Source organism: Psychrobacillus sp. Z3-81 (assembly GCF_056620325.1).
In genome coordinates this window covers 1-25542 of sequence record NZ_JBWQPU010000005.1, presented here as the reverse complement: position 1 = coordinate 25542, position 25542 = coordinate 1, and the positions used below count along the sequence as shown (strand labels likewise).

Genomic DNA, 25542 nt, shown 5'->3' with positions numbered 1-25542 from the left:
GAGTCGCCGACGCTGCTCCGAACCAATAGGGAGTTCCTGCTAAGGAAGAATGTTGATCATTAAATTTCCAAAAGGATAAAACCCATTAAGAATGAAATGAAATTTTTTCAATCTCCTTCTTATGCTTATTTTGGGGAGGGGAGGGTTCTCCGCTGCGTCGGACCTTTCTGTGGGCCAACAGGAAGTTGGTTAGGAAAACGTTGTTACAGCAGATATTTGTCTAAGAAGAAAGGGGTGTCTCCATAAGCAGAAAACTTATGGGACACCCCTTCCTTGCATATAAGAAAATTGAATTATCTGTCAAAATAAGACTTCATCCGTTGAGGGAGTTTGTTAGGTACCTTCGTGTATTTCGAAACACAACTCTTTGTCGGCTTCTTTATTTTTGTGTAAGTATATTGAGGTCCAAGATAGTCAAGGAGTATTTGCTTCGCCGTTCGAAGGTTCATTTTTCTAATAGGGTTTCGATAATTGTCATCGAGATGCCCAAGGTGCGGGAGAATTTTAAAGTCTTCCTTCACAGGAATCATATGAAAATAATAATCAGCACATTGGATTAGTACGGAGGATTGCTGTTGACTTTTTTTGGGGTTGCGAACGAAATGTAGACCAATTTTCTTCGCTTTATTTTCCTTGAGCATTTTTTGAATTGCCTGTTTTTTAAGCTCATAAAGTGGTTTATTATCTATTGCAGTTTTAGCATGTCTATTAACTGTATAGATAGCTGTAGCGAGCTGTTGACTAGAATTATTATCCGGCATATAATCTCCCTCCTTTATACGAAATGATAGAACTATCATACCAATTTTCCTTGCATTTGTGTAGAATAAACAAAAAATATTATTTTATTAAAATACTTAGGGAAATAAATTTTTGAATTGTGAATCAAATGAATTTATATGGTATTATATGAGTGAATGTTCATTCATTAAAAAGGGGTGTATGACAATGTTAAAAGGCCAAACAATTATTGTTACAGGTGGATCAAGTGGGATGGGGAAGCATATGGCGATGAAGTTTGTCTCAGAGGGAGCAAACGTGGTCATTACTGGGAGAGATTTAGAAAAGCTAGAAAGCGCGAAAACGGAAATAAAAGCATATGGTAGTGAGATAGCGATTTTTCAAATGGATGTACGGAACCCAGAGCATGTTGCTGCAATGGTTGAGTTTACAGATCAAACATTTGGTGGTATTGACGGTTTAATCAATAACGCGGCAGGGAACTTTATAGTTGAAAGTGCAAAACTTTCCCCTAATGGTTGGAAGGCTGTTATTGATATTGTATTAAACGGAACATTTTATTGCTCCAATGCAGTAGGAAACTATTGGATTGAGAAAGGGACAAAAGGCTGCATGATTAATATGCTAGCAACCTATGCATGGGGTGCTGGTGTTGGAGTAGTGCATTCTGCAGCTGCAAAAGCAGGTGTTATGTCATTAACTCGAACGTTAGCAGTTGAATGGGGCAGTAAGTATGGTATCCGAGTGAATGCAATTGCACCTGGACCAATCGAGAGAACTGGAGGAGCAGGGAAGCTATGGGAATCTGAAGAGGCAGCGAAAAGAACGATTCAATCTGTCCCATTACGTCGTCTTGGAAAACCAGAGGAGATTGCGGAGCTTGCGGCATTTATGCTATCTGACAAGGCTTCTTATATGAATGGAGAGATTGTAACGCTTGATGGCGGACAATGGCTTAATCAATTCCCATTCTAAAAAATTATGAATATATGTAAACGATTTCATAGTTTTTTATTCCTTTTTTATGCTATCATAAGCTTTATAGGGTTTGTTTTCATTTAAATGGAAACAAAACAAAGGAGTAGAATTCAATGATTATTGTAAGTAGTAAGGATTTTTTACAACGGCCTATTAAGGACTATATCATTTCAGCTGAAAAGGTTGCCCATGTCCAATTAGGTAATAATGCAGAGCATGCATTGCTTGTACTAACAAAGACAGGCTATTCCTCTATTCCTGTATTAGACGTAAAATATCGATTACAAGGGCTTATCAGTGCACAGCAAATTACAGATGAAATACTTGGGATGGAACATATCGAATATGAACGCCTCCCGGAAATAAAAGTAGATGAAATTATGAAAAGCGATATAGCTACGATTCATATCGAGGATAAGTTTCAACGTGGATTAGATTTACTGGTGAATAATCCGTATGTCTGTGTAGTGGATGATGAAAATACTTTTTTAGGGATTTTGACAAGACGCGTTATTTTAAAACAAATGAAGAAGTATTTATACCAAACAAATGAAACTCAAGTATAATTAAATACAAACAAAAGAAGGCCTTTTTAACTGAAAGGGTCTTCTTTTTTTGAGGAATAAAGGACGAGTGAAAAGAAAAGAGGGGCCCATATGACTTCAGATTTTTATATCATTAAGATTTTAGCGGAGGAGCAAAATATGCGTAAGGCTGCTGAAAGATTATTTCTCTCACAGCCTGCGTTATCTTTAAGACTACAAACTATAGAGAAAGAGTGGCAAGCAAAGCTTTTCTTGCGCTCGCAAAAAGGCCTTACCCCTACGCCTGAGGGAGAGCTGGTAATTAATTTTGCCAATAAAATGCTGGAGGAAAAGGAGGAGGTATTTGAAGCGATACAATCCTTAACCTCCAAAGTGCACGGTACTCTTAAAATTGCATGTGCATCTATTGTGGGGCAAAACTGGCTCCCAAAAGTATTAAAGGAGTTTGTCCAAACGTATCCCGAGGCAAAAATATCGCTTCTTACAGGATGGAGCTCGGAAATTGTGAAGTCGATTTATGATGGGGAAGCGCAAATCGGGATTGTAAGGGGGCAAACAGATTGGAAGGGGAAAAAAATTCATTTGTTTCGAGACACTATGTATTTAGTTGACCAAGAGATGACCTCGATCGATGATGTGCTGACTACAGAAAAACCATTTATTCAATTTAAAAGTGATTCAAATTATTATCAAGAAATCCAGCAATGGTGGCAAAAGCATTTCTCTATCAATCCGAAGAGACAGATTATTGTGGATCAAATCGAAACCTGTAAGCAAATGGCGTTAAATGGAATTGGTTATGCAATACTACCCTCTATCACGTTAACTGGAAAAGAGCAGGTAAACAAAATTCCTTTAACGAATAATGAGGAGGAGTTTGAACTGACAAGAGATACTTGGTTAATTGGCTATGAATCAGCTTTTGATTTACCACAGGTGGAAGCTTTTGTGAAAATTGTCGGAAGATACACAAAAAATCTTTATTAAGGAACCTACATGCTTTAGAAACGTACTAATTATATATATGTATAAATTAAGGGGGACATACTATGCGCTTTCAAAAGCTTGCCTTGGCATTCATAGCTATTTTCTTATTCGTTCATTTATTGCCAATAAGTGCAGCTGCAGAACCAACTCTTCAAGTAAAGATTACAGCAGGAGTAAACGGAAAGGCTAAACTCGGTAAAGGACTTCCTATTACCATCACTGTTGAAAATACGGGAGATGCGTTTTCAGGTGATATCGTTTTAGATGTAATGGAAAGCTATTCACTAGGTAGTGGGCAAGTGATCCCATTTGATATTGCAGCGGGTGAAACGAAAACGATACAGCTGGCACTAGCGGGTCTTGGGGAAGATTATATGTACAACAATAATCCGAATACCAAATCAATCCATTTCTATGAAGGCGGCTGGGAAAAAGGAAAGTCTATCGATTATAAAGGGACTAAGAACCTGAGAGCTAATTTTTCAGATCCTTCTGTTTTTTTCTACATGACACTTACGGACAGTGCAGACAGGCTAGGCGTGTTTAAGCAGTTAAAAAATAATAACCAAGTGTTCCATTTAGCACAGCAAACTCATTTTAGCTTTCCCAATGAAGCGGTTGCCTGGGAAATGGCAGATTTCCTTATTGTAGATGAATATGTACTTGCTGATTTAGAGGAAAGGCAGCAACAGGCGATAAAGGATTATGTTGCAAATGGGGGCTATCTACTTGTAGGTGCATCGGATAACACTGCAGCAGAGCTTGGCCTGCTAGCGGAAAACCTGCCTCTTACACTGTCTAGTTCTACAGCTACTCTTTCACCAGAAGAAGTAAAGCCGTTAACTGGGAAGAATGTATTGACAAATGATTTGAAAATCTATGATTCTTCCTTGAAAGAAGGTGCTGTACCGCTATTTAAACTGGGAGAGCATATTGTAGCTGCAAAGCAACAGATTGGAAGCGGGGCAGTTATTCAAACAACCTTTTCTCTTGGAGATGACCCATTAGCAAAGGATCCAGTATATAAGGATTTGATGCTGACATTATTAAACTCCGTAAAGAAGCAAAACAATACGAGTATGAATTACGGTTATTATCCTTTAGATAACTTGATTTATGAGGTAGGAAATACGAATTCTTTATTTAGTTCTTTTAAGGTTTCTACCCCACTTATGATAACAATCGTTATTATTTATATGATTTTAGTTGGTCCGTTGCTTTACTTCCTGCTGAAGAGAAAGGATAAGCGAGAATATGCTTGGGTTATTATCCCTGTTATATCTATTGTTGCCTCAGCTGCAATTTTTGGTTATGGTGCAAAGGACCGGATTGCAAAGCCACAGGTTCAAGCTTCCTCCTTCTTATATGTAAATGAAGACAAGAGTGTGAATGGCTATTATGCGCAAGCTTTGTTGAGCAATAAAGGAGGAGATTTTACTTTCACGGCTCCTTCGAGTACGCAAATGTCAGCTCAGCAAAACTATAATGGATTAACTGGAAGTTCCGACAATATACATGAGAATGTCATTCAAGAGAAAAGTGCTTCAGCTAGTGAGCTGACCTTCCGGGATGTTGGGTACTGGACTGTCTCCTCCTTGTTCGGTAGTACTCGAATCGAAAATGTTGGAAGCTTTGATGTGGATTTACGAGTAGAGGCTAGTAAGCTAATTGGTACGATTAAGAATGACTTTGGCTTTACTGTAAAGGATGCTGCCGTTTGGTCTGGTACAAAGCTCATTCAGCTTGGAGATATCCAGCCTGGTGAAGAGATTTCAGTCAATAAGGATTTAGGTACTGTCATGCTGACTCCTACTGCAAATCCTTATATTAACAGTAACTGGTATACTAATCCGACAAGTAATATGGATTTAAAGACACAAAGAATGCAGTCTTTATATTCTTCTAGTAAATTGCTAGACCAAGTAGGCAATAGTCCTGCTATTACAGGCTTTGCGGAGGATCATTTACTACCAGTAGAGCTGAAAGACAAAAAAGCAGATTTGTCGTCCCTTCATTTATTAATCCAGCCGTTCCAAGCTGAAACGACATTTGCTGGGGAATTTGTATTGCCAGCGACTATTTTTGATATCGATATTACGACTGATGAATACGGAAAAATGATGGAGCCTGCAGAGAATACGTCCAATCTGGAATGGTATTTGGACGATGGAGAATATCAAGTGAGTTGGAGTATGCCTGATACACTTCCGAGAGAGAAGGTAACCTATAAACAGCTGCAGGTAGCTAATACAGATCGAAATAATTTAACAGTAGAGGTCTATAACTATCAAACAGAACTGTATGAAGCAATTGAGGAAAGCCGTTTTACTGTGACGGAAGATTTAGAGAGATATATTAACCCAGATGGTGAGGTCCGATATAAATTGATTAAAAAATCGATGCATGGTGACCCTTATACAAGACTGCCAGAGATTCGTGTGAAAGGGGATGTATCGAAATGATAGAAATTAAAGGACTTACCAAAAAGTATGGCTCCTTCTATGCCTTAAATGATTTAAATCTTTCCTTGCAAGAAGGAACTGTATTTGGATTTGTTGGTGCGAATGGTGCAGGTAAATCAACAACCTTTTCTATATTGGCAACACTTTTAGAGCCAACCTCCGGTGAAGCATTTGTAAATGGAAAAAGTGTTCGAACAGAGCCACATGAGGTTAGAAAACAAATAGGCTACATGCCAGACTTTTTTGGTGTGTATGATCAGTTAAAGGCTGATGAGTATTTAGACTTTTATGGTGCCTCCTACGGTATCTCAGAGGCAGAGCGTCAAGTACTCATTCCACAGCTTTTAGAACTTGTTAATCTATCTCATAAAAGATATTCATATGTAGACCTATTATCGAGAGGGATGAAACAGCGACTTTGCTTGGCGAGAGCGCTTATTCATGATCCAAAGGTATTGATACTCGATGAACCAGCATCCGGATTAGACCCTAGGGCACGTATCGAAATGCGGGATATACTAAGACAATTAAAGGATATGGGAAAAACTATTTTAATTTCCTCCCATATTCTGCCCGAGTTAGCGGAAATGTGTGATGAAATTGGGGTAATCGATGGCGGCCGCTTGATTGCACATGGCTCTGTATCAGAAATACAGACTCAGCTTGCTGGCGAGAGATACATCACAGTCAAAGTCAAAGGCTTACTTGAACATGCAGCTACTTTCTTCGAAGAAGATCCATTCGCTTCCAAAGTAGAGACAGATGAAGTAAAACATACTGTCACATTTAGTTATAGAGGGTCGGAGGATGATCAGATTAGTTTATTGAAGAAGGCGATGGATGCTGACATTCGAATCATCTCATTCTCAGAAGCGGAAACAGATCTAGAGGATGTCTTTATGGAAATTACGAAGGGAGCGAAATAATGATGAAGCAGGTATTTTCTAATCCAGTCTTGACGAAAGAGATAAAACTTCGCTTTCGCTCCTTAAAGAGCTTTATAGGTATTTTATTTTACTTGATTGCTATGTCTGTGTTTGTATTCGGCTTTATCATGCTTACCACTTCCTTTACTGGAACAGGTTATTTTAGACCAGAGGAAAGCTTTTTCATGTTTATTATGCTGACGTTCATTCAGCTAGGGTTAATTTTATTTATCACTCCTGGTCTTACTGCCGGGGCAATTAGCTCTGAAAGAGAAAAGCAAACACTAAATATTTTATTAACTACATCTCAAACATCTTTTCAAATCATTGTAGGAAAGCTTACTTCCTCTATCTCGTTTTTAGTTTTACTGATGGTAGCAGGTCTTCCTATCTATAGCCTAGTGTTCTTATTTGGAGGAGTATCTCCTGGTCAGCTTGGGTTAATATTCTTGTATTTCTTTTTAACCATGCTGGCTATCGGTGGAATCGGTATTATGTATTCTACAATCATTCGAAAAACCATTGTAGCTATGATTGCGACATATGGAACAATGATATTCTTAACGGCAGTCACTGGCTTTATTTACTTAGTCATTACCGGGATGAGCAGTATGGCAAGCGGCACTTTTTCCTCTTCGCCAGTTGGGTACTTTTTTGCTGGTATCAATCCAATTGTCCTTATGATGACATTGGTTACTCCAGGGTCTAATGATTTTATTAATGAAACTACTAATATCGATTTTCCAGTTTGGGCAACGTATGCAATTTTTTATATTCTACTAACAGTTTTAACTGTATTTATATCTGTCAAGAAGCTTCGCGTAAAAATGAACAAAAATAAAGTGAAACTTTGATTGGTGGGGGGTTTCTTTATCCCCCACCAAGCATTAGTTGAACCAATCGGGCTTTTAGGGACAGTTGACCTTCCACTTAGCCGTCTCATTTCTTTTGCCATCTTGAAGTGGGAGTCTTACTGTCCCTTAATGCGGGATAAAAAATAACAAGGAGGAAAATAGATGAATAGCAGAAATCACCTAATCGATTTCATTAAGAAGGCAAAACGCAGCCTTACATTCGAATATGTTATCAGAATGCTGCAAACAGGTCTGTTGTTTGGATTAGCAGTGAGCGCTGCTATTCTGCTAATTTCCAGACTGTTTGTCTTACCTTTTTATCTCGAGATTGCACTGCTTTCGGGAAGTGTCGTGCTGTTTTCTGTATGTGTTTATGCATTTTGGAAGAGACCATCGACAGATGCTGCTATCCGAGAGTTGGATTCGTTTTTTAAGGATAATCTTCTTATCTCAGCTGTTTCGTTTTTAAAAGAAACGTCCGATTTAGCAAAAGGGCTTGTACAGAAGGCACTGGCGGATAGTAAGCAGGCGTATGAAGGCTTTAAAAAGAGGAAGAAGTTCTTCTTTAAACCGAAAACATTCTTCGGGATGCTTTTGATGCTGGCCTTCGTGCTTGTTCTTTACGCACTTCCATCTGCAACTCAGTTAGAGGCGAAGGATGTGGAGGAAGAAAAGAAAATTGTTCAAGAAATGAAAAAAGAGATAGAGAAGCTGGAGAAAAAAGATCTCCCCGAATCTGTGAAAAAAGAGGTCCAAGAGTTAAAGGAAAAGCTGAAGGATGCAGAAAATGCAGAGGAAGCTCTACGGGAGCTCGTGAAAAAGCAGAAAGAGCTGGCGTTAAAGGAGCAAAAGTTAGAGGAAAAGAAGAAGCTTTCGGAGGAGGGCTCTGGTGAATCCTCTTTAACAGCCGAGGAGCAAAAGGAGCTAGCAGCGTTAGAGGATGCAAATCAGTCTCTTGCGAATAGTGCAGGAAACGCTCAAACCTCCCTAAGTAACATGGGGAAAAGACTTCCCTTCAACGCTGGAAATTTAGCTCAAGGAAACAGTCAGAGTACTAATAACCAAAGCAACAGTAATACACAACAGGGACAAAGCCAGCAAGGAAACGGTCAGGCTGGCCAAAACCAAGGGCAACAGGGAAGCGGCCAACAAGGACAGGGTCAACAAGGTCAAGGGCAGGGACAACAAGGTCAAGGACAAGGACAGGGTCAAGGGCAGGGTCAAGGTCAAGGTCAGGGTCAAGGACAGGGTCAGGGTCAAGGACAGGGTCAAGGTCAAGGTTCAGGATCTGGCTCAGGTTCCGGTTCAGGTCAGGGTGGTAGTGGAGCTGGTCAAGGCTCAGGGGGAAGAGATTTACTTTCCATCCCTTCTAGAATCGGAGGCTCTGGATCCACAAGCGTGGATGGAGGAAAGCTAGGAGAAGGGCAAGCAGCTAGCGAGCAGGAGGCAGAGGGCCCAGTAACGAAAGGGACTGTAAGACCTTATGAAGAGGTAATTAATGAGTACAGTGACTCCTACCTCAAAAGCTCCCAGCGTATGCAGCTACCATCTGACTTACAAAGAATTGTTCAAGACTACTTTTCTTCAGTAGAAAACAATTAGGAGGAGCATATGACGTTAACAACAGAGGAATACGTAAAAATGAGTAAGCGACTCGAAGAAGTTCGAGAAGAAATTGGCCAATTTATCGTTGGGCAAAGGGAAGCAGTGGAGTTTTCTATTTATTGTGTGCTAGCAGACGGCCATGCTCTTCTAGAAGGGCTTCCGGGTCTTGGGAAAACGATGTTAATCCGAACGATATCCGAGGTGCTGGATCTTTCCTTCTCTCGTATTCAATTTACGCCTGACTTAATGCCATCGGATATAACAGGGACTAGTATGATTGAAAGAATGGAGAACGGCAAGCAACAATTTACATTCCAAAAGGGACCTATTTTCAGTCAAATGGTGCTTGCGGATGAAATAAACCGTGCTACACCCAAAACACAAAGTGCGCTTTTAGAGGCAATGGGAGAAAAAACTGTTACTGTGCTTGGGGAAACAAAGCAAATGGATAAGCCGTTCTTTGTTTTAGCGACTCAAAATCCAATTGAAATGGAGGGAACTTATCCACTACCAGAAGCGCAAATGGATAGATTCCTCTGTAAAATACTCGTTTCCTATCCAACCAAAGAAGATCTAATGGAAATTATGAAGAGAACGACAGGAGCTCAGGTAATTTCGCTTAAAAAAATCATGAATGCCGAGGAATTAATTCATGCTCAGCAGATGGTCAAAGAAGTATTAATTGCGGATGATATGCTAGAATACGCTGTCGATATTATCACTGCTACCCATCCTGATTCTACAAGTGTACCTGAAGTTAAACAATACGTTCAGTATGGCAGCGGTCCTCGTGGTTTACAAAGTTTGATTAAGCTTGCAAAGGCTCGTGCATTAGTTGCTGGAAGATATCATGTATCGATTGCGGACATTAAAACCGTGGCTAAGCCGGTACTTAGACATCGTCTGCTCTTAAATTATGAAGGAGAAGCAGAAGGTAAATCCGCTGACGATTTAATTGAGGTTATTCTACAAACGATCAAACAAGGACAATCGGTATGAGTAGTGAGCATTTAATACCGAGAGATTGGGCAGGTAAGCTTAGTCGCCTATCTATTGCCACTAAGTCAAAGCTACGTGGACAGCATAAAGGGTCCCATCGCTCTCAGCGTTTTGGTGCATCCCTTGACTTCTCTGATTTTCGTGAATACAATCCTGGGGATGATGTGCGTCAAATCGATTGGAATGTGTATGCAAGGACTGATAAATACTTTATTAAACGATTTTTAGATGAACAGGAAATGAGAGTTAATATTCTACTGGATTCTACTAAATCGATGGGTGGTACCCTAAAGTGGAGCTTTGCGAAGCAGCTAGTTATTTCTTTGGGCATGATTGTGCTGCAGAGGGATGATCGACTATCATTCTCTGTGGCTACGGAGGAGAAGGTTCTACCTTTTAGAAGAAAGGGAGCAACCTACCGACAGGCGTTTACGAAATTTGTGTCCGATATACCGGAGCCGACGCTGACGAATAGCTTTGCGAAGTCTGTCCCATCTCATTTGCCAAAGGATAGTACCGTTTTATTTATCGTGTCTGATTGCCTAGAAAAGCTTGAATATTGGGAAACACTTTTGCAAAAGCTACCGAAATTTGCTGGAGATATACGAATTCTCCAAGTAGTAACAGACGAAGAGCTTACTCCTTCCTTTTTGGGAGATGTACAACTGGAAGATGTGGAAACAGCACAGCAACTCAATATTTCGATGTCTCCAAGAGTATTGGAAAACTATGAAAAAGAAATGCGTCAGCACCAGAGAGGCTTAGAATTATTATGTAGAAAATATGGTGTGAGAATTCAGCAGGTGAATGCGAACGAAGGGGTCTCCCATGTTTTATTTCATCAGCTAATGCGAGCAAACTGGGTACAATGAGGTGAGCAAATTTGGGGTTTAGTCAATTACCGTATTTATGGACACTTATCTTTCCATTAGCGGTTCTCTTGTATTATTTCTTTCGAAAAAAATATAAAAAGCAGGCTGTTTCCTCTACTCTCTTTTGGGAGGAGATAATGAAGGAAACGAAGGCATCTCCGTATTTGAAGCATCTCCAAAAAAATGCCTTGTTTTACCTACAGATGCTTGCAATGCTTCTGCTGGTGCTTGCCCTTCTTCAGCCATTTTGGAAAACGGAGGCTCTGGCTGGGGAACAAGTTATTTTCCTAGTCGATACCTCTGCAACGATGGAAACCTCTGTGGAGGGAGAAAGCTTACTTGAAATACATAAAAAAGAAATGCTTCAGTTAACCGAGCAATTATCAGATAAACCTTTTACCTTGATTACCACGGGCAACCAACCTAAAGTGGTCGTACGACAAAGTACGGATATAAAGGAAATAAAAGAAGCGATAGAAAAGCTTGCGTTAACCTATGAGGAAGAGAATATGCCCAAATCATTGGATTTTGCGCAATCCTTTTTTCAACAGAAGGCTACATCGGTTTATGTATTTACAGATCACCTAGATAAGCAGGCTCTTCCTTTACAATATGAAAATGTCACTTGGAATGTACGAGGCATACAAGCTGAGGTGACCAATCTATCGATTAAACGATTTGGAGCAACGAAAACGAATAATGGAATTGCCGCCTTAATTCAGATTGAAAATCAGTCAGATAAGGAACAGACGACCACTCTGATTATTTCAAATGAAGAGAAGGAAGTTAAAAGAGAGAAGGTAACCATTGCCGCTAATGAGACGACCACTCTTTCCTTTGATGATCTAGCAAGCTCATCCTATCTGAAGGCAAAAATAGAGAGTGCAGATTCCTATGCCTTGGATAATGAAATTCCTATTTATATGGCGGAGCAGCTATCTAATGTCTATGTGGATGGTAGTCTGCATTCGTTGGTGAGGACTGCATTTCAATCCCTTGATATAAATGTCAGTACGGTTCCAACCGAGCAAATTAATATGATTGATGAGGATGGAGTGCTCGTGACGAATCAGTTTAGCTCGATAGACCAGATAAAGAACCCTTCCTTATTTATTGGAAGAAACGATGAAATAGCAAAAGAGGCAAGTGGTTCGGTTTCCATGGAGGAGCATTCACTCTTTTCTTTTGCTGATTTAAGCAATATATACGTGGATAGTATTTATCCAAGTATAGAAGGCTATACAACGATTGCTAGAGTGGGAGAGGATCCTTTTATCCAGCTATCACCACGAGGGGATATTGTCGTACTAGCAGATATTCAAATGACAGACTGGCCACTGAACCCATCCTTCCCGTTGTTTATGTGGAGTGTGAAGGAACAGCTTTCTAATGGCAATGCATATCTTGGGACGTTCTCGCCAAACGAACGCAGACCACTATCGCTTGGTGGAACAAATGAATGGGAAATCTACACGATGGATGATTCCTATGAGTATTCCATTGAAAATGGAGGATCCTTTATTGCTCCTAAAAAGCCAGGATTATATGTATTAAGATCCGGTGGAGAGGAAAGAAGCTTTTCTGTAGCTATTTCCCAAAATGAAAAAAATATAGCCAAGGGCAGCTCTTATACAATAGGCGGAGCAGAAGTAGAAAAACAGAAGGCATATGAGGAGAAATCCTTTGTACCTTATTTATTAATCGTGTTACTTGTTTTATTTGTCATAGAGTGGGAGGTGCAAAGAAGACGTGGATTTACGAGTTGACCAACCACTATATTTTTTATTGCTCATCCCTATCCTCCTTTATTTCGTTTGGTTTTGGATCAAGCATAAGAAAACGCTTCGGAAGGAAGGGAAAACGGTATTCGTACTTCGTATCGTAGCGATTCTTTGTCTTATTCTTGGTCTAACAAATCTTTATCTTCTACTCCCAGTAAAGGAAGAACAGGTCCTTTTCTTGGTAGACAAATCAGCGTCTGTCCAAGGCACGGAGCAGGAAGTAGTGAGTTGGATTGAAAAGAGCTTGGAATCGAAAAAGGATACCCATATCGTCGGGGTATACACCTTTGCGGAGGATTTCCAATCGGAGGTAGCTATTACAGATGGCAAAGTAAATCTACCAGTATTCTCCCCGATGAAGGAGCCAGGAAATACGGATATTGCCAGAGCATTGCAGCTGGCAACTGGCATTGTGGATGCTAATTTAGCAACTAGAATTGTGCTTTTCTCTGATGGAAATGAAACAGCTGGATCTGTAAACGACGAGCTGATGAAAATCTCCGGAGGCACTATTAGTATCGATGTCGTGCCGATTGAGCGAGTCTCTTCGGAGGATGTAGCAATCACGGAATTTGAAACTCCACCAGTTGCATTTGAAGGGGAACAGCAGCAGCTCAACGTCACACTGGAGGCAACCCAAAATGCAGAGGGGGAATTGCTTTTATTCCAGAATGACGAGCTCTTGTTCCGAGAGCCAATTGTAATTGAGCAGGGAACGAATAGCTACACATTCCGAAATTCTGCAAAAGGTGAGGGGCTACTGAAATACGATGCACAGGTAGTGATAGAAGGCGATGGACTGATTGAAAACAATAAGCTAACGAGCGTAACAAATGTGGAAAGCTCTCCAAGTCTATTGATAGTCAACCATGAGCGAGAGCATTCAAATATCGCAACTGTAATAGACCAACAGGCAATTCGCACGGATGTCATAGACGCTAGTGCACTACCTTACGATTTATCTAATTATCTCGCTTACGATGCAATCATCTTTGACAATGTGCCAGGACACGTCGTAGGAGAAGAGAAGATGACAGTAATCGAGCAGGCAGTGAAAAACTTCGGTGTTGGCTTTATGATGGTGGGAGGAAATCAAAGCTATGGACTTGGAGGCTATTTTAAAACGCCTATCGAAAAACTGTTGCCGGTAGAGATGGAAGTGAAGGGGAAAGAGCAATTGCCGTCCCTGGGACTAGTAATCGTAATGGATAGATCCGGAAGTATGTCCGGCTCCAAAATGGAGTATGCAAAAGAGGCAGCCGCTCGTTCAGTAGAGCTATTGAGAGAAGGGGATACCCTTGGCTTTATTGCATTTGATGATCGTCCTTGGGAAATCATTGAAACTGCAACCTTAGAGGATAAGGAAGAAGCCGTGGATACGATTCTCTCTGTTGGGGTAGGCGGTGGAACGGAAATCTATACGAGCTTAGCCTTAGCGGTTGAGAATCTTGCCGAATTAAAGCTTCAGCGAAAGCATATTATCCTTTTGACAGACGGCCAGTCAGCATCTAATAGTGCATATTCTGAGCTGTTAGAAACCGCTGGAGAGAAAAATATTACTGTTTCCACCGTTGCGGTAGGACAGGATGCGGATAGAGGTCTACTGGAGAATCTTGCAGATTGGGGCTCCGGTACCTTTTATGATGTGGCAGACGAATCGACCATACCTTCCATTATGGCGAGAGAAACTGCGATGATTTCCCGAACCTATATTGAGGATAATCCATTTTATCCAATTATCTATGGGGAACCATCATGGACCAGCCTATTTGCGAATGGGGTACCTCAAATGAATGCTTATATCGCTACCACGGCCAAGCAAACAGCTTCGGTTGTAGCGGAAAGTGAAAAAGAGGATCCGGTTTTAGCGGAATGGATGTACGGCCTTGGTAGAACAATTGCTTTTACCTCCGATTCCACAGGGGAATGGAGTGGTGATCTTGCGAGATGGGAGAACTGGGGAGATTTCTGGAATACCGCAGTGTCTCGTCTGCTTCCTTCCTATAGCGAGGTTCCTTTTACAATTCAAAAGGCTAGTGACGGAAGCTATACAGTCACAGATCCTACCGGTAAATCTTCTTTTATTGAAGTTGCTGCGGTGAATGAAACAGGAGAGGAGCTACCGGTCAACTCTGAGCCGTTATCTCCTGGAAAATCGAGAGTAACTGTCGATAGCGATCCGGGCTTAGTATTTTTCCGAATATCAAATGAAGAGAATGCAATTTACCAAGCCGGAATCTCGATCCCATACAGTGAGGAATATAAGGTACAAAAGCCAAACGCGGATTTGCTTGATATAATTGCAAGCAGTACAGGAGGTAAGGTACTAACTTCTGAAGCGGAAGCTTTCCGGGAAATGAATAACAAGAGCAGCGAAAGACAATCTATCCAGCAGTTTTTAATCTTGCTTGCGGTCATTCTCTTTTTCTTGGATATAACAATCAGAAGGTTTGGTTTCGCCCTATTATTGTCTCCTTTCCGAAGAAAGAAAGTGGAAGAACGAACTGAGCCAGTTATTACAAGCAATATGGAGCAGCTGATAAAGGCGAAGAAAAAGAGATAGATTGCCAATTAGTCCGCTGGTGGAAAGCGAGAGCAGGAGAATTAGAACCCCCATTGTTAGCTGGGTCTAACAATGGGGTTTTATCATATGGATAGGGTGTTGTATGGGTAACGCGGTAGAGGGGTAGGGTTAATTGCCGTTCTAGTTATTGGTTTTATGATTAGGGAGACTTATCTTGCGATAACAGGGTGATATCTTGCGATTAACCGTGGGTATTTTGCGATTAAGTTGATCGATTATCCTCACTTCTCTGAACCACCATGGTGACTTAAAGAAGTAGAAGTAGAAGTAGAAGTAGAAGTAGAAAGTGGCTGGTACAAAACTATTCCTTTTTTAAAAGTTCTATTTTATTAAATTTATTAATTGAATTCAAATTTAGTAAGAAACACTAATTGGTTCGGAGAAGCGTCGGCGACTCCTGTGGGAACAGCACGAGGGAGAGACAATTGGCTCGAGCCGTGCCCACGGAAAGCGTCCGACGCAGCGGAGAACCTTAGTTCTAATAATAAGAAAGTACTTATAATTCTCAACATGATTAAGAATTATAAGTACTTCTCATTCGGTTTTTCCCAGCTTCTTTCGTTTTCCTTTATGCTTCTTCTTGGAAATAGATTTTATAATATTTTCGATTGGTTGCCTCGTCATAGCCAAGTTCAATCAGTTGCTCCACTTCCTCCACGTTTTGTACATTTACCTGTATTTCAATGCTGGAGTCTAGCTTTATTTTTCTTTTATAGCTCTTTTCCGCTTTTACGATAGCTCCCTCTGATATGACGGTCTCGTATGGCTTCACTGCATTCACAATAATATCCTTTTGGACAGGGTCAGGCTTATCAAACACTGCTTCTACATAGTCGTCTACTTCAAACTCTTCTTCCTTTCGGAAATAATCGAGCGTTTTGTTCAAATACCCAAGTTTCTCGGTATTAGAGAAACTCTCTTCCTTTAAAATAAACTTCTTACACTCCGTTAAGGCAAGGTTTGTCTTGTAGAAGCTTTCATCTGCTATCTTAAGCTTTAGGAAGCGTTCTTGCCAATATACTACGTCTTCCTTTTTCTTTGTTTTGATGAAGACAGTTGGTGATTTGTCTGGACCATTGTCAACGATAACTGCCATGTTGTTCGCCTTTTTAACATTGATTCCGTCTACACCATGGATTTTCATGTTGTTTTCTTCATTCTTCACATCGAGATACATTTCTCTATCCTCAATTTTTACAATGGCTATCGCCTTCGTTGTTTCATTATGCCAAAAACAATTTTCAAACAAGCCAATGAAAAGCTCACCTTCTTTAATATTTGAGTGTTGAGAAACACTATGAAGATGAGTTGCTATATTTCTAGATTGCTTCAAGAAATTTTCTGCTGAATAAAAAACAGAATTTATATAAGTAAATATTTCATTTAACCCAATTTCGGTTTCATGAAAAAATTCATATTGCTGGTCAGTATCAATTTTGTGGAAGGCTAATTGTGTAAAAGCTGCTTCCAGTAGCACTTCAGGTTCTTTTTCTGCCTCATCACTCAAGATCAAGTTGTCACTCACATGATGGACGACATATTGCACTAATTTACTTTCGCTTACGTCTAGCATATCTTTCTCCTTCCAAAATCACGTATGAATGAATTTCTACCTTACCATATTTTCTTCTCCCTCGTAATAGAAATATGGAAGTCTGAAAAATGTTATTTTATGTAGGAATGAAGAACTCCTTCATCATTAAAAGCAGGAGGGTTGAGATAAATCAAATGAGAAGCAGACATGGTTCTATATTATGATTAGAATCATAACTTCTTTCTTTTTTGAACCTCAAGTTCCACGGTGTCGGACACTTTCCCGACGGCTAACAGGAAACAGAGTATTAACGGTGTGGCGACCAAATATCTAAAACAATTACCTTGAGTGGTTTAAAATATTAGAAAGCATCTATCAACAGTGAAATGAAGTTACGGTGAACAATATGATATTTAAAAAAGGAATTTAATTCCAAGTGCTGAAACATATGATACACTTGGATTATCTAAGTTTTCTGTTTAAGGTTATTTCTTTAATCAACTAACGGGGCAGGTTAGTTGAAGAGTGTTGTTTAATTTGTGTTCACAATCGGTTCATTTAGTTGAGTAAGCATTTTAACTACTTCTGAGGTGTTTCAATTTATAAGATTATTTATTTGTCTATGTAAACAAGAAAATGTAATCTTATTGGAGTGAATTTTATGGAAAAAGAAAATCGTTCGACAGCTTACTTAAAAATGCATAAAAATCCTAAGACAGATTTGAAATCAGATGAAGATTATATAAGATGGTCAGAAAACTGTCTCAACGAAGCGAATGCGTATTTTGAAGTATCAATTAGATGTAAGGATATGATTCTGAATGATTATAGGAACGCTTTTTTAACAAACGTTTCATTTGCATGTGAACTATATTTAAAATACTTGCTTTTAATTCAGAATATTGATTGCAGAAGGGAACATAATCTCTATAAATTATTTAAGAAATTACCTGAGAAAACACAAGATGATTTAAAGAAAAAGCACCCTTGTGGAAATATTTCCATAGATAAATTCGAACAAGAACTTGATGAAATTGGTCAAGCATATATGATTTTTCGTTACATGTACGAGCAAGGTAATATGGCTTATAATTTTTTGTTTTTGATGGAATTATTATTTACGCTCCATAGCTTAGTTCATAATAATAAAAAGGGTGATTGATTTTTATTTATCCTTTTTGCAGTAGAGGAGTAGTTAAAGTTCATGAGGTACTTAGGTAACTCTTTTTTCTTATAGAACTAACGGGGCAGTTTAGTTCAAAAAGAAAAGAAGCAACTATGCCTTTGGTTTATATGTCGGTGTTATTATGGTGCTTGAACTAAGTCTGTAGAAAAGTTAAAATTAGTTATTGGAATATTCAGGGATTTTAGTTGATGTAATTTATTCCAAAAAGAAAAGGAGGGGAAAAATAAAATGAAAAAAATTATATATCTAGTGATGGCAATTATTATTGTTTCATTATCTTCTATTTATATTTACACTAATTTTATATATTATAATATTTCTCATAATCCTATTAAGGAATATAAATCTGAGAGCTATGTTGAATTTATAATCACCAAAAACCTTCCTGAAGGTGAGGAAACTAATGTAAAATGCCAAGATCCAAACGCTTGTAAGAAAGTTTTGGAGTATCTCGGCAGCTTAAACTTAAAACCTTTAAAAGATAAGACTGCAATTGAAATGCAAAACAATGAAAGTAATACGTATTACAATGGAAGGTTAAAGTTTGGAGAATCTGTTGCATCTGATACAATATTAATTTCTGATATATCTATAGATACACCTGATATAATTAGAATTAGTTCCTCCATTCCTGGTTTCAAAAGTGGATATTATAAGATTGAAGATTCAACTTTTGACTATAACTATATTTTGGATTTAATCGGGGAACCAGAAGAATAAACTGGGAATATAAATATCTTCAAACTTCTTTAACTACACTTTCAACATATAAAAAACCACTTGCACAGTAAGTTAAATGATATTGCGGATATTGGAAAGATTGTGAAATGATGTTCTTTTGCTAACGGGTGCGTTGATCCAGGAAGGATTAACGCTCTTTTTGTTGGATTCCTTATTGTAGAAACGGGGCAGGTTAGTTGAATAGGATGTTTTGTTTTATTCATTTTTCAATACAGATAGACGTAGCGAGGAAAATCAATAATTTAATATTTATTTCGATGAACCATATCAATAATGAATTGTATAGAAGCTAGACTAAGTAATTGAAGTTAATCGCAATAAGTGATTAAAATCTTTACATTAACGGAACGTCAAGGATTAAGCTGTTAGATAAGGAGGGGATACTATGGAAAAAGTAACAATCAATTTAATCAATAGCTTAGATTTCTATGATAAGTGTTTATTAGGGAATGTTAATGAGAATTCATTTCGATATGAATTAATGCAACCAATGAAAACAATGTGGGATTATTTAAATGTACCATTAAAAGCAATGCAACCCAATGGATACGATGTTGTTATGGCATCGGAGATGTTAGGAATTTGGACTCCAAGAAAATCTATTCAACAAGTTAAAGATAATTTACCAAAACTTATAGAATCTAAAATTTTTGATGAATATCAAGAAGTTATTTTAAAAGGAATTTATGAATTTGAAAAGGTAGATTATTTGATTCCGCTAAAAAAAATCAACGTGTGTATTCTTTTAGGAGATGATGATAGTCAAGAAATGAAAGTAAATAATGGATATTCAGGCTTCGGTGGAATACCAGGATATATTATGCTAATGGTTATTCCTAATGATTTTAATAAGAAACGATTAAAATCTGCTTTAGCACACGAGTTTAATCATAATGTTCGTTTTACATTTGAGCCATTTAATCACGGTGATGTGACCGTGGAAGAATATATAGTCTTGGAAGGCTTAGCCGAATGTTTTGCTGAAGAAATGTACGGGCGAGAGCTTATAGGACCTTGGATTGTAGATTTTGATAAAGAAGAGATGGCATACTCAATTGAAGTGATAAAAGAGGGACGAAAGACTAAAGGTTTTGGTGAAGTAGCAGCTTATATGTTTGGGGATGAGGTTGCTAAAAAACGAGGGTATCATCCAGTTGGTTTATCAGAGAATGCAGGATATACAATTGGTTACCACTTGGTTAAGAAATACTTAGCCAACAGTAGCAAGAGTATTGCCGAAGCAACGCTGACTCCTACAGAAGAAATAATAACAGTCTCTAAATTTTTTGATTAAACTAGATTAAACTAAACCAGTTACTTTCGAATTGAATGTCTTTTCTTATGAGGCTAAAGGGGCAGCATTCCTGTAATGAAAGAAATAAATAGCTTCCTTATTTCATTAAGGGAAATCAACTTTGTGAAAGAATGTACTTACACTAACGGGGGCGTTGATCCAAGAAGGGATTAACAATCTTTTTATTGAATTCCTTATTGTACAAACGGGGCAGTTTAGTGCAACAAGGACTATCGTCAGATTTACACGTAAAGAAGTGTTACCAAACGACGGTTTGGTAACTTGACTTATTATTTTATATTATTATTTTTTACGTTCTCACAAATCGCTACAACGTTAAAGACCCCAAAGACCGCTTTGGGAATGTATGTATAGTAGAAACTTAAATTAGAAAAGGCAGACAATTGTAACCTTTTATATTTTTAAGGGACTAATAAAGAAAGGAGGAATGTGAGATTAAAAATATTACTTTATTATTAACGATTGTATTAATGTCAATTGGTTTATTGGGCTGTCAAAATAGCGACGAAGTAGAGAAGGAGCAAGAATCCAATTATAAAGAAAATCTAAGTAAACATGCAGACAGCGGAAATCAAAGTAAAGTGGATACTATAAACTCAACATATAAAAGTAAAGATGTTTCCATTTCTATATTTGTTGAACAAGAAAGATACAGTCAGGGAGAGACGCCAGTTATTACAATAAGAAATGATGGCGAAACATTGGTGGACTACACAGGGGAAGGAACTATATTGGAATACTTACAAGATAACGTTTGGGTTGCGGCAGATAGTGATGCAGTAACATTGGATGAATTAAATGTTTTAGAACTTGGTCAGGAAATGGAACAGAAAATCCCGCCATCTATTTTACAGGAGGGTGTTTATAGGGTTGTTTTTAGATTCCATGTTAACAGCAATGAGGAGAGAAAAAGTAAAAGAGTAGCTGTTTCGTTTAACGTGGATTAACAGTTCTTAGTGAAATAAGGATTTATAAACTATACAAAATAAACTTAAATAATATTCACAAATCAAAATTTGGAAAGAAACAGAAATCCAAGAAATGCTGTGTCTTTCGTGGGTTTTCCTTTGAATATTGTTTATACAACTTTGATGCTTACAGTTTTTTTATTGAAAAACACTCTATTTGTTTAATTCCTTATTATACAAACGGGGCAGGTTAGTTGAATAAGAATACAAAAAGAGAACCTAATTGTAGTTTTGTAAAAAGATTGTTCGTTTAACACAAGGTTCGATTATATAAATAAAGATTGATTAAAATAATCCTCTCTTAGTATTAATTGGGTAGATAATCCTTAATTGGATATCTATATAATTATGTAGTTTGTTAAGATATATTTGCTCATATTAATAAAATCCGTGATTATGTAGTAAAATTTTTATAATTACTCTATGAATAGTATATCTTTAGGAGGTCAATATGAAATGGAAAGGAATACATATAGAACAAGTCAATTATTTGAAATTCTAGGTGTATCAAGAGATGCACTAAGGTATTACGAGAAACAAGGAATTGTAAAACCGAACCATAATGAATCAAATAATTATCGTCAATATAATGATTATGATATTTATACATTATTGGTTGCAGATTTTTATATAAAGAGAAACTTATCTATGAAAGAAGTTAGAAATCTACAGGAAGGAAGAGCAATAGAAGAACTGGAAACTTTATTAGAAATAAAAGCCGAACAATTAGAAGAAACCATACGAAATAATAAATTCATGCTTCAAAAAATAAAAGAAACAAAAGCATTCTGTGAGGAATTAAAAGAACATTTAAACCAATACTCCATAAGAAAATTCCCAATCTATGAAGTAATCAATGAGTTTTCTGACTTTTATTCCTTTCTGGAGTATCCTACCATATTGGAAAATATGGATATGATGAAGGATGATATTCTTAGCAAAATCATGAGGAAATTTACTTTTGATAAAAACGGGTTTCTAGATTCCAGGATGTATATTGTTGAAAAGCATGAAACGATACATAAGGAAAAAAGCGGATGTTATTTACAATATTCTAAATGTATCTATACAATCGTTGAGGATGGCAGGTATCAAAATGGAAATAATGATATTAAAGATAAAGTATTTGAATCTACTTTAGAATGGGGAAACGAACAAGGACTTAAACCAAAAGGGGTTGCTTTTGTTAATACTCGTCTTATTACATATCTTGATACCAAAGAACGAGCCTTCTTAGAAATATATATTCCTGTTGAAGAAGAGTAAAATACTTTTTATTGATATTGACCTGGGGGTAACACCATAGTTTATCTTTATAACCAATGGAACAAGTTCAAACTGTTCTATTGGTTTTTTATATATAGGAGGGTGTTTGGTTTGAGTGGAATGTTAAAAAAGTATATTTTATGGACCTATGTCATGTTCTTTGTTTTTCTTATTGTCATAGGGCTGACAATGTTTCTATTAAAGTCTCAGCCCATTGTAGATATATTAATAGTGCTATCATCATGGACGGCTACATTTGTCTTCGTAACAATGTTCTGTAAAATATACCCTCAAGGGAATCTATGGAACTTTATAAAAAGCCAATTTAGGGAAAGAATCAGAATATCAACGGTATTGTGTGTCGTCCTTATTCAATTTTTGGTTTTGATTGGTAGTCTTTTAATGACAAACAAAGTGTGGGGTTTGCCCATACATGAACAATTAACTCCTTCGTGGACTTCACTTCTTATCGTATTTGGCTACAATTTAATCTTAGGACCACTCGGGGAAGAATTAGGGTGGAGGGGATTTGTATTAAATGAATTGCAAAAAAGATTCAGTCCATTAAAATCAGCCATTATCGTTGGATTGGTTTGGGGTTTCTGGCATACACCTTTATGGCTTATGTCAGGATACTCTGGATTACAATTGGTGCAATATATCATTTGTTTCTTGGGTGCCATTGTTGCTATATCAATCATCATAACTGCAATTTATAACTTGAATCATAATCTCATTATTCCTATTTTGATCCACCAACTTTTCAATTATTTTATGGGCATTCAAGTTGGAAACGTACTTAATATTCTTACAGTTACCTCTGCATTATATTTAATAGTGGCTGTAGTTTTAGTCTTAGTTAATTATAAAAAGTGCTTATACAGGTAATTGAATGGAGAATCTGGTTTGTGCAAAAGACTGGACAAAGATTTGGTTTATGTGACTCTAATGATTAGCGTCTTATGCTGTCCCTTCAAACAGTAACAGTTTCAGTGAACTGTATCATATAGTAAGTATGTTAAGTTTGAATAGAAAAATTAAAACACATAAAGTAAATTAAGTTTTTAGTGGTGCTTATTCAACTAACTGGGGCATTCGTTTTAAAATTATTGATGTATTACTTCCCTTCTATTTGTCTAGACTGTTACAAATAGAGAAGGAGAGTAATAGAATGATACTATCTGAAGCTTGGAAATTATACAAAGCTGATAAACAGATCCAAGGGTATTCACCTCAGACCTTAAAGGCATATAATGTCCAATTAAACTTGTTGATTAGGCATTTGGGTGATATTTCTCTTGATGAAATAACTACTGATTCTTTAAAGCTATATCTTGGGAAAGTTGCTGAACAATTAAAGGCAGCTAGCTTAGGACATAGGATACGTTTTATTAAATCATTGTTTCAGTGGGCACAAGATGAAAATGTTTTGAATGGTAATCCAGCTTCTAAGATTAAGGAGCCAAAGTTAGATATCAGAATACCAAAGTTTTTATCTGAAGAAAAAATCGAGCATTTAAGAGAAGCCTGTTACATCCCATTAGAAAATGCATTGTTCGAATTTATGTATTCAACTGGCTGCAGAATAGGTGAGACAGTTCATTTAAATCGCCAGTCTATCAACTTTTCTAATCAATCCGTAATAGTATTAGGTAAGGGCAATAAAGAGAGAGAAGTCTATTTTAATACTAGGTGTGATATTTGGCTAAAGAGGTATTTGAACGAACGAGAGGACGATCAGGAGGCTTTATTTGTGACAGTTCGTGCTCCTCATAGGATGAGTATTCCTCAAATGAGATATGTTATTAAACGGATATCTAAGAGATCTGGTATTAACAAAAGTATTCACCCCCATCAGCTGAGACATAGTTATGCTACTACTTTATTGAATAATGGGGCGCCTTTAGAAGTCATTCAAAATTTGATGGGACATGAAAAGAGTGAAACGACTAAGATTTATGCTTATTTAAGTGGGACACTCAGACGAGAGCTATATAAAAAGTTTTTCTGATATAAACAGGGGCATTAAACCAAGGAGGATTAATGCCCTTTTATGTTGAACTCCTTATTGTAGAAACGGGGCAGGTTAGCGGAGAAGGATTTATGGGATCGTTAAGAGAATACATAACAATGATGTTATTATTTAGAAAGTGTACAGTAAGGAGGGATTTTTTTGAATGAATGTCCAAACTGTGGTAGTGGAATGAAAAAAGGGTATTTACAAAGTGGTACTAGACTTGCTTGGGTACCAAAAGTATCTAAGTTGAGTATTGAACCCAGTTTGAATAAAGAATCAGTTTTATTATCGAATCAGAGTCGCTTTTCAATTAATTATGTAGATGCTTATCTATGTGAGGATTGTAAAAAAGTCCTTATTGATTATTCCGATGAAGAATAGAGTTTACGAACTAGACTGCTTTAAGAGCGGTCTTTTTTTCTTATGCTGCTAAAGGAGCGGTTTAGTTGAACAAGGACAGTAAAATCATTTAAATTTTATTAGTGTCAATGTTAATTATATTGAATTAGTAGTCAAAAAACGTGAAGGAGTGAAGATATGTGAATACATTTTTCAAATTGATTGTAGGTTTGTTTTGCGTCTTTTTATTAACAGGATGTATTGGAGAAGAATATGATTTTTCTCCACCAACTGTTTCAGTGTTTACTCCAAATGGTATTAACTCCCACGAAAATTTAGCAGAAGCAAACATAGATTGGAATTATGATGAAAAGTACAATAAAGAAACGAAGGATATTCAATCATTCGCAAAAAAACAAGATGTTATATACTTTAATGCAGGAGAGTTAGTTACTATAAACCTTGAAGATGGGGATTTTAATCCAAATGGAATAAGTGTTTCAGTCTGGCAAGAAGACAAAAAAATTGATTTAGAATATCAAAAAAACAGCCAAGACTTCTACTTACCAGAAGAAAAAGGTGAGTATATGATTGTGATTGACATAAATGCAGATAGTGGAAATGCTCAATACGTTGGGAATATCTTTATTCAATAATTTGAAGGTTAGAAACGGCAATTACTTAGGCATCTTCTTTTTCTTATTCGACAAATGGGGGCTTGATCCAAGAAGGGATTAACGCTCTTTTTGTTGAATTCCTTCTTTAACAAACGGGGCAGGTTTGTTGAAGAAGGAGGTTTTTTTGCAATTGCGTTGAATAAGTTAATATATGTAAATTGTTTA

General features: G+C 37.4%; 22 protein-coding genes and 1 pseudogene. 21 read left to right on the top strand and 2 right to left on the bottom strand.

Translation table 11 applies throughout. The annotated features are described in order from the left end of the window. Nucleotides 1-293: 293 nt before the first annotated feature. Nucleotides 294-761 (bottom strand): YkyB family protein, encoded by a 468-nt coding sequence (locus AC1ECF_RS07185; RefSeq protein WP_480388719.1) that lies wholly within the window; start codon nucleotides 759-761, stop codon nucleotides 294-296. A 187-nt stretch (nucleotides 762-948) separates the two neighbouring features. Between AC1ECF_RS07185 and fadH the strand changes: the two genes are divergently transcribed. From fadH to AC1ECF_RS07130, 11 genes are all read left to right on the top strand, one after another. Continuing rightward, nucleotides 949-1716, top strand: coding sequence for a 2,4-dienoyl-CoA reductase (gene fadH / locus AC1ECF_RS07180; RefSeq protein WP_480388718.1), 768 nt, complete (start codon nucleotides 949-951; stop codon nucleotides 1714-1716). Between the two features lie 116 nt (nucleotides 1717-1832). After that, nucleotides 1833-2285: a cyclic-di-AMP-binding protein CbpB gene (gene cbpB, locus AC1ECF_RS07175; protein ID WP_480388717.1), complete on the top strand. Its 453-nt coding sequence runs from the start codon at nucleotides 1833-1835 to the stop codon at nucleotides 2283-2285. A 90-nt stretch (nucleotides 2286-2375) separates the two neighbouring features. Beyond that, complete coding sequence (locus AC1ECF_RS07170; RefSeq protein ID WP_480388716.1) at nucleotides 2376-3251, top strand: LysR family transcriptional regulator; 876 nt, start codon at nucleotides 2376-2378, stop codon at nucleotides 3249-3251. Between the two features lie 62 nt (nucleotides 3252-3313). Next, nucleotides 3314-5713 (top strand): hypothetical protein, encoded by a 2400-nt coding sequence (locus AC1ECF_RS07165; protein ID WP_480388715.1) that lies wholly within the window; start codon nucleotides 3314-3316, stop codon nucleotides 5711-5713. After that, nucleotides 5710-6639: an ABC transporter ATP-binding protein gene (locus tag AC1ECF_RS07160; RefSeq protein WP_480388714.1), complete on the top strand. Its 930-nt coding sequence runs from the start codon at nucleotides 5710-5712 to the stop codon at nucleotides 6637-6639. The genes AC1ECF_RS07165 and AC1ECF_RS07160 overlap by 4 nt, the downstream gene beginning before the upstream one ends. Nucleotides 6640-6641: 2 nt before the next feature. Further along, complete coding sequence (locus tag AC1ECF_RS07155) at nucleotides 6642-7493, top strand: ABC transporter permease (protein ID WP_480388713.1); 852 nt, start codon at nucleotides 6642-6644, stop codon at nucleotides 7491-7493. A gap of 162 nt (nucleotides 7494-7655) precedes the next feature. After that, the gene (locus AC1ECF_RS07150) at nucleotides 7656-9095 is read left to right on the top strand and encodes a hypothetical protein (protein WP_480388712.1); all 1440 of its coding nucleotides are present in this window, start codon (nucleotides 7656-7658) and stop codon (nucleotides 9093-9095) included. A gap of 9 nt (nucleotides 9096-9104) precedes the next feature. After that, entirely contained in the window at nucleotides 9105-10097 is a 993-nt protein-coding gene (locus tag AC1ECF_RS07145; RefSeq protein WP_480388711.1) for an AAA family ATPase, read from the top strand. Further along, a complete protein-coding gene (locus AC1ECF_RS07140; RefSeq protein ID WP_480388710.1) occupies nucleotides 10094-10969 on the top strand; it encodes a DUF58 domain-containing protein in 876 nt (291 codons plus the stop codon). The genes AC1ECF_RS07145 and AC1ECF_RS07140 overlap by 4 nt, the downstream gene beginning before the upstream one ends. Before the next feature lie 11 nt (nucleotides 10970-10980). Next, nucleotides 10981-12735 (top strand): vWA domain-containing protein, encoded by a 1755-nt coding sequence (locus tag AC1ECF_RS07135; protein WP_480388709.1) that lies wholly within the window; start codon nucleotides 10981-10983, stop codon nucleotides 12733-12735. Further along, a complete protein-coding gene (locus AC1ECF_RS07130; protein WP_480388708.1) occupies nucleotides 12719-15313 on the top strand; it encodes a VWA domain-containing protein in 2595 nt (864 codons plus the stop codon). Before AC1ECF_RS07135 ends, AC1ECF_RS07130 begins: the two co-directional genes overlap by 17 nt. Nucleotides 15314-15902: 589 nt before the next feature. On the opposite strand, the gene AC1ECF_RS07125 is transcribed toward AC1ECF_RS07130, so the two are convergent. Beyond that, nucleotides 15903-16907 carry a nucleoid-associated protein gene (locus AC1ECF_RS07125; RefSeq protein WP_480388707.1) on the bottom strand — a complete coding sequence of 335 codons (1005 nt, stop codon included), beginning with the start codon at nucleotides 16905-16907 and terminating at the stop codon, nucleotides 15903-15905. Between the two features lie 261 nt (nucleotides 16908-17168). Between AC1ECF_RS07125 and AC1ECF_RS07120 the strand changes: the two are divergent. The 10 genes and pseudogenes from AC1ECF_RS07120 to AC1ECF_RS07075 all read left to right on the top strand — a co-directional run. Further along, nucleotides 17169-17351 (top strand): annotated as a pseudogene (locus tag AC1ECF_RS07120) (IS1595 family transposase); the annotation flags it as partial. Nucleotides 17352-17529: 178 nt separating this feature from the next. Continuing rightward, nucleotides 17530-18030 (top strand): HEPN domain-containing protein, encoded by a 501-nt coding sequence (locus tag AC1ECF_RS07115; RefSeq protein WP_480388706.1) that lies wholly within the window; start codon nucleotides 17530-17532, stop codon nucleotides 18028-18030. A 252-nt stretch (nucleotides 18031-18282) separates the two neighbouring features. Then, nucleotides 18283-18774 (top strand): hypothetical protein, encoded by a 492-nt coding sequence (locus AC1ECF_RS07110; protein WP_480388705.1) that lies wholly within the window; start codon nucleotides 18283-18285, stop codon nucleotides 18772-18774. A 406-nt stretch (nucleotides 18775-19180) separates the two neighbouring features. Beyond that, entirely contained in the window at nucleotides 19181-20089 is a 909-nt protein-coding gene (locus AC1ECF_RS07105; protein ID WP_480388704.1) for a DUF2268 domain-containing putative Zn-dependent protease, read from the top strand. A gap of 491 nt (nucleotides 20090-20580) precedes the next feature. After that, on the top strand, nucleotides 20581-21057 hold the full coding sequence (locus tag AC1ECF_RS07100; RefSeq protein WP_480388703.1) for an immunoglobulin-like domain-containing protein: 477 nt from the start codon (nucleotides 20581-20583) through the stop codon (nucleotides 21055-21057). Between the two features lie 477 nt (nucleotides 21058-21534). After that, on the top strand, nucleotides 21535-22344 hold the full coding sequence (locus AC1ECF_RS07095) for a MerR family transcriptional regulator (protein WP_480388702.1): 810 nt from the start codon (nucleotides 21535-21537) through the stop codon (nucleotides 22342-22344). A gap of 120 nt (nucleotides 22345-22464) precedes the next feature. Next, a complete protein-coding gene (locus AC1ECF_RS07090; RefSeq protein ID WP_480388876.1) occupies nucleotides 22465-23232 on the top strand; it encodes a CPBP family intramembrane glutamic endopeptidase in 768 nt (255 codons plus the stop codon). Nucleotides 23233-23515: 283 nt separating this feature from the next. Next, entirely contained in the window at nucleotides 23516-24355 is an 840-nt protein-coding gene (locus AC1ECF_RS07085) for a tyrosine-type recombinase/integrase (RefSeq protein WP_480388701.1), read from the top strand. Between the two features lie 162 nt (nucleotides 24356-24517). Next, on the top strand, nucleotides 24518-24742 hold the full coding sequence (locus tag AC1ECF_RS07080; protein WP_480388700.1) for a PF20097 family protein: 225 nt from the start codon (nucleotides 24518-24520) through the stop codon (nucleotides 24740-24742). A 158-nt stretch (nucleotides 24743-24900) separates the two neighbouring features. Beyond that, entirely contained in the window at nucleotides 24901-25356 is a 456-nt protein-coding gene (locus AC1ECF_RS07075) for a hypothetical protein (protein ID WP_480388699.1), read from the top strand. The last annotated feature ends 186 nt before the right edge of the window (nucleotides 25357-25542 follow it).